The sequence below is a fragment of the Streptomyces sp. genome, assembly GCF_035563135.1.
GTDB lineage: Bacteria > Actinomycetota > Actinomycetes > Streptomycetales > Streptomycetaceae > Streptomyces.
The window spans coordinates 1-5,571 of sequence record NZ_DATMVN010000598.1 but is presented as its reverse complement, the minus strand read 5'-3'; the positions used below and the strand labels follow the sequence as shown (position 1 = coordinate 5,571).

The 5,571-nt window shown below is 71.1% G+C and carries 4 protein-coding genes and 2 pseudogenes; 1 reads left to right on the top strand and 5 read right to left on the bottom strand.

Annotated features, from left to right (window positions below; translation table 11 throughout):
* The 3 genes and pseudogenes from VN520_RS26620 to VN520_RS26610 form a co-directional block, all read right to left on the bottom strand.
* A pseudogene (locus tag VN520_RS26620) lies at positions 1–292 on the bottom strand (FKBP-type peptidyl-prolyl cis-trans isomerase); the annotation flags it as partial.
* Positions 293–528: 236 nt separating this feature from the next.
* Positions 529–1,890 (bottom strand): Pup--protein ligase, encoded by a 1,362-nt coding sequence (gene pafA / locus VN520_RS26615; protein WP_325749484.1) that lies wholly within the window; start codon positions 1,888–1,890, stop codon positions 529–531.
* Between the two features lie 9 nt (positions 1,891–1,899).
* A complete protein-coding gene (locus tag VN520_RS26610; protein WP_325749483.1) occupies positions 1,900–3,159 on the bottom strand; it encodes an MFS transporter in 1,260 nt (419 codons plus the stop codon).
* A 128-nt stretch (positions 3,160–3,287) separates the two neighbouring features.
* Here VN520_RS26610 and VN520_RS26605 point away from each other — a divergent pair, with 128 nt between their 5' ends.
* On the top strand, positions 3,288–4,316 hold the full coding sequence (locus VN520_RS26605) for a LacI family DNA-binding transcriptional regulator (protein ID WP_325749482.1): 1,029 nt from the start codon (positions 3,288–3,290) through the stop codon (positions 4,314–4,316).
* Positions 4,317–4,367: 51 nt separating this feature from the next.
* Here the strand turns inward: VN520_RS26605 and prcA are convergent, their stop codons facing one another.
* Together prcA and VN520_RS26595 are read right to left on the bottom strand one after the other, a co-directional pair.
* Positions 4,368–5,207 carry a proteasome subunit alpha gene (gene prcA / locus VN520_RS26600; protein ID WP_325749481.1) on the bottom strand — a complete coding sequence of 280 codons (840 nt, stop codon included), beginning with the start codon at positions 5,205–5,207 and terminating at the stop codon, positions 4,368–4,370.
* A gap of 55 nt (positions 5,208–5,262) precedes the next feature.
* Positions 5,263–5,571: pseudogene (locus tag VN520_RS26595) on the bottom strand (hypothetical protein); the annotation flags it as partial.

The following is a 5,571-nucleotide window of genomic DNA, read 5'->3' as shown; positions in this document are numbered from 1 at the left end:
TGGAACCGAGCGCCTCGATGTTGCCGGCGAAGTCCACCCGGACGATGTCGCCCTTCTTCACCTCGGCGCCGTCACCGGCAAAGACGTCGTCCGCCAGGACCTCGTCGGACACCTTGGCACCCTTGGGAACCTCGATCTCGGGCTCGGTCCCGAACTTCCCGGACACCTTGGCGACGGCCCCAGACTTCGGTTCGTCCTTGTCCTCGGCGTCGGACCCGCAGGCGGCGGTGAACAGCAGAGCGGGCACGACCAGTACGGCGGCGGCGCGCCGGGCAGTTTTCGTGGGATTCATCAGTCCAACTCGCGAGTAGGGAGCTCCGGGCACTCCCGTCACTCTACGACTTCGTCCCAGCGGCATCACGGGTACCGCCACAGCTGTACGCCGGGGCAGGTTCACCCCGGCGTACAGTGGATCCTTTTCGCAGGCGGCCGGCCCCACGTCCCTCAGGGGCCGCACCAGGCGCGGCGAGACCGAGAAGGCACCCTTGCGGTCCCTGAGCGGAGGCTGCCGGGCGGGCCTGCCGGTGCTCACATGCCCGCGATCAGCTTCTCCACCCGGTCGTCGACGGAGCGGAAGGGGTCCTTGCAGAGCACGGTGCGCTGCGCCTGGTCGTTGAGCTTGAGGTGGACCCAGTCGACGGTGAAGTCCCGCCGCTGTTCCTGCGCCCGGCGGATGAAGTCGCCGCGCAGCCGCGCCCTGGTCGTCTGCGGGGGCACCGACTTGCCCTCGAAGATCTTGAGGTCGTTGCAGATGCGGGCGGCCTGCCCCTTGCGCTCCAGGAGGTAGTAGAGCCCCCGCCGCCGGTGGATGTCGTGGTAGGCGAGGTCTATCTGAGCGACCCTCGGATTCGACATGGTCATGTTGTGCTTGGCGCGGTACCGCTCGATGAGCTTGTACTTCATGACCCAGTCGATCTCGGTGCCGATCCGGTCCAGGTCCTCGGCCTCGACGGCGTCCAGCGTGCGGCCCCACAGTTCGAGGACCTGGTCGACGGTGCCGGTGCGGATGCCGCGCCGTTCGACGAAGTCGACGGCCTTCTCGTAGTACTCGCGCTGGACCTCGATGGCCGATGCCTCACGGCCGCTGGCCAGGCGCACCTTCCGCTGTCCCGTGATGTCGTGGCTGACCTCGCGGATGGCCCGGATCGGGTTCTCCAGGGTCAGGTCGCGCATCACCGTGCCCGCCTCGATCATGCGCAGCACGAGGTCGGTGGCACCGACCTTGAGGAGCATGGTCGTCTCGGACATGTTGGAGTCGCCGACGATGACGTGGAGGCGGCGGTAGCGCTCGGCGTCGGCGTGCGGTTCGTCCCGGGTGTTGATGATCGGACGGGAGCGCGTCGTCGCGGAACTGACGCCCTCCCAGATGTGCTCGGCCCGCTGGCTCACGCAGTAGACGGCTCCGCGCGGCGTCTGCAGCACCTTGCCGGCACCGCAGATCAGCTGACGGGTGACGAGGAACGGAATGAGGATGTCCGCGAGCCGGGAGAATTCCCCGTGCCGGGCCACGAGGTAGTTCTCATGGCACCCGTAGGAGTTTCCGGCCGAGTCGGTGTTGTTCTTGAAGAGATAGACGTCGCCCGCGATTCCCTCCTCGTGCAGGCGGCGTTCGGCGTCGACGAGCAGGCCTTCGAGAATGCGCTCGCCCGCCTTGTCGTGCGTGACCAGTTCGGTCACGTTGTCGCATTCGGGTGTCGCGTATTCCGGATGCGATCCCACGTCGAGGTAGAGGCGGGCGCCGTTCCGCAGGAAGACATTGCTGCTGCGGCCCCATGACACAACACGGCGGAAGAGGTAGCGCGCCACTTCGTCAGGTGACAGTCGGCGCTGTCCCCTGAACGTGCACGTGACGCCGTACTCGTTCTCCAGCCCGAAAATGCGGCGGTCCATGACTGAACATTACGCCTTATGGCCTGAGCTGAAACCGGGTTCGGCAGCACCGTTTCGATCATTTTCCGAACCGGCCGCGGCCGCGGGCGCACGCCCGGGATCTGCGAGGACCCTTCCGGTGGCCAGCAGAACCAGCAGTGCCGCCACTCCGCCGGCCCCGGCGACGGCGAAACTCCACGCCGTCCCGCCCAGCTCGACGGCCGGGCCCGCCACACCGGTTCCGGCCGCCGCACCCACCCCGAAGGTCGTCACGAGCCAGGAGAACGCCTCGGTGACCGTGCCGCGCGGCGCGTGCCGGTCCACGACGATGAACGAGCAGGCGATCGCCGGCGCCAGGAACACTCCGGCGAGTGCCGCCAGCGCGGTCATGGCGGGCACACCGGGCGTCAGCACCAGCGGCAGATAGCCCAGCGCCAGCAGTGCGACGATGACCCGCAGCCTGCGCTCGGGCGCCCCGGCCCACTGCCGCGCCCCGTACACCGCTCCCCCGATCAGCGCGCCGAGGCCGAGTGCGGCCATCAGCCAGCCGTACACGGACTCCCGGCCGTGGTCGTCGGCGTACGCGACACCGGCCACCGTGATCGAGCCGAGCGCCACACCGACGAAGAAGAAGGCGCCCAGCAGGGCGAGGAGGCCCGGTGAGCGCAGGGCCCCGAGCCAGTGCGCCTCGCGGGGCGCCGAGCGCCATGCCCTGGAGGGTTCGGACAGGACCACGGACAGCGCTCCCAGCACACCGATGGCATTGATGACCAGGAGCGCGGCCGCCGGCGACCAGAGGGAGACCAGGACCGTCACCAGGAGCGGCCCCACGGTGAACATGATCTCCTGGGCCACCGCGTCCATGGCGTACGCCCGGTGCACCCGGTCCTCCCGGCCGAGGACCGACGGCCACAGGGCACGCAGGCCGCCCTCCAGCGGGGGTGTGGACACGCCGGCCACGACGGCTGCCGCGTACGCGACCGGGAGCGAGCCGAGACCGGTCAGCGCGAGCACGGCCATGCCGAGCGCGGAGACGGCCGCCGCGGGGAGCTGGACGCGCGGCTGGCCGTACAGGTCGACGGCCCGGCCCAGCAGGGGCTGACCCACCGCTGTGGCGAGGCCGTACGCCGCCGCGAGGGCGCCGGCCAGCGTGTAGCTGCCGCCCTCCGCACGGGTGAACAGGACGATCGCGATGTGGGCGGTGCCGTTCGGCAGGCGCCCCACCAGCGTCCCCGCCAGCAACCGGGCGGCGTGCCGCGTCCGGAGGATGTCCAGATATCCCGCGGCCATGTCCGCCCCTCTCCCCCGCCGGTGTCGCAGCCCCGGGGTTTTACGTATAACGTCAGCGCTCATACGTACCATGTGGGCAGCCGGGAGTCCATCCCACCGCATCCGAGCGTCCCGGCACGGAGGCACGAGTGAGCAGCGCCCAGCAGCCCGCCCCACCCCGGCCCACCAGCCGCGACGTGGCACGGACGGCGGGCGTCTCGCAGGCCACGGTCTCGCTCGTGCTCGGTGACAAGTGGCGGGGCCGGGTGTCGGCGGCGACCGCCGAGCGGGTCCGTGACAGCGCCCGGGACCTCGGCTACCGGCCGAATCACGCCGCCCGCAGTCTCCGGCTGGGCCGCACCCGCACCGCCCTGCTCGTCGTGCCCGCGCTCACCAACGAATTCTTCGCCCGGGTGTACACCGGCGCCGCGGCCGTCGCCGCCGAGCACGATTTCGGCGTGGTCCTCTATCCGTCCCCCGACGGCACCGGCCCCGCGAGGGACCCGTTCGCCTCGGCGCGTGCGGCGCTCGACGGGGTGATCGCCTCGTCGATGGCGGCGGACGCCCTGGGAGCGCTGCGGGGCGCGGACCTGCCGCTGGTGATGCTGGACAGCGACCCCGAGGACCACGGGGCCGCCGCGCGCGTCAACCTCGACATCGCGGACGGCATGCGCCAGGTGACGGGCCATCTGCTGGGCCTCGGCCACCGCCGCATCGTGCACCTCGCGTCCGCCGTGGACACCTGGACCTTCGCGGTGCGCGCCCGGGCGCTGCGGGAGGCCGTACGGGACGCCCCCGGCATCGTCCTGCGCACGGTGACCGCACCGCTGGAGGTACGGGCCGGGCGCGAGGCGGCCGAGGCGGTCCTGGCCTCCCCCGGCCCGCTGCCCACGGCCATCGTCTGTGACGACGACATCCTGGCCGCCGGCGCCTGCAAGGCGGTGCGCAGACGGGGACTGCGGGTGCCCGACGACATCTCCGTGACCGGCTTCGACGACCTGGCGCTCGCCACGGCGGTGGAACCGGAGCTCACCACGGTGCGGCTCCCGGCCGAACAGGTGGGTGAGCGGGGCATGAGGGCGCTGCTGGACGTCCTGGAGGGCCGGCCCGCGGAGCACCGCGATCTGCCCGTCCAGCTGGTGGTACGGGGCTCCACCGCGCCCCCGCCCGCCACGTGACGAAGCCCTCCGGCCGCCGTGTCCGGCGGCCGGAGGGCTTTCTCCGACCGGTTACTTCTCGGTGGCCTCGCCGGTGCCCTCCTCGGGACCGCCGGTGCCCTTCGCGGGGGTGCCGGTACCGGCGGCCGGCGTGCTGCCGCCTTCGGGCTCCTCCGTGTCGGACGGAGCGTCCGTCGGGGTCGCCCCGGCGCCGTCCGCGTCCAGCAGCCTGGTCAGCTGCCGGCCGACGATCCGCTTGAACTTGCGCTGCTGCGGCCTCGTCCGGTCCAGGACCGCGACCTCCAGCCGCTCGGCGGGGATCTCCCGCTCGTTGCCGTTGGCCTCGCGGGACAGCGCCTGCACGGCCAGCTTCAGCGCCTCGGCGAGCGACATGCCGTCACGGTGGCGCTGGTCGAGGAAGGTACTGATCTGCTCGGCGTTCCCGCCGACCGCGACCGAGCCGTGCTCGTCCACGATCGAACCGTCGTGCGGCAGCCGGTAGATCTGGTCGCCCTCGGGCCCCGCGCCGACCTCGGCGACCACCAGCTCCACCTCGTACGGCTTCTCGGCCGCGCTGGAGAAGATGGTGCCGAGCGTCTGCGCGTAGACGTTGGCCAGTCCACGGGCCGTCACGTCGTCACGGTCGTAGGTGTATCCCCGCAGATCGGCGTAGCGGACCCCGCCGATGCGGAGGTTCTCGTACTCGTTGTACTTGCCGGCGGCGGCGAAGCCGATCCGGTCGTAGATCTCGCTGAACTTGTGCAGCGCGCGGGACGGGTTCTCGCCGACGAACACAATGCCGTCGGCGTACTGCAGCACAACCAGGCTGCGGCCACGGGCGATGCCCTTCCGGGCGTATTCCGCCCGGTCGGCCATGGCCTGCTGAGGTGAGACATAGAACGGCGTCGACACCGGCTATCCGTCCCTTTCTGTCAGTGACGAGTGCATCGGAGAAGCAACGGGCCGGTCAGAGCAGCGCGGCGCGGGGGCCGTCGGGCTGCTCGAGCCGGCGCTCCAGGATCGCGCGTGCGATCTCCGAGGATTCCGTGTCGCCCAGCCTGCGGAAGCCCTCGTCGGTGATGACGGTGACGATCGGATAGATCCGGCGGGCCACGTCCGGGCCGCCGGTCGCCGAGTCGTCGTCGGCCGCGTCGTACAGCGCCTGCACGACCAGGGTGAGTGTCTGCTGCTCCGTCAGGTCTTCGCGGTAGAGCTTCTTCATCGACCCGCGCGCGAAGTCGCCGAGGACGGCACGCACGACGAACTGCTGGCGAGG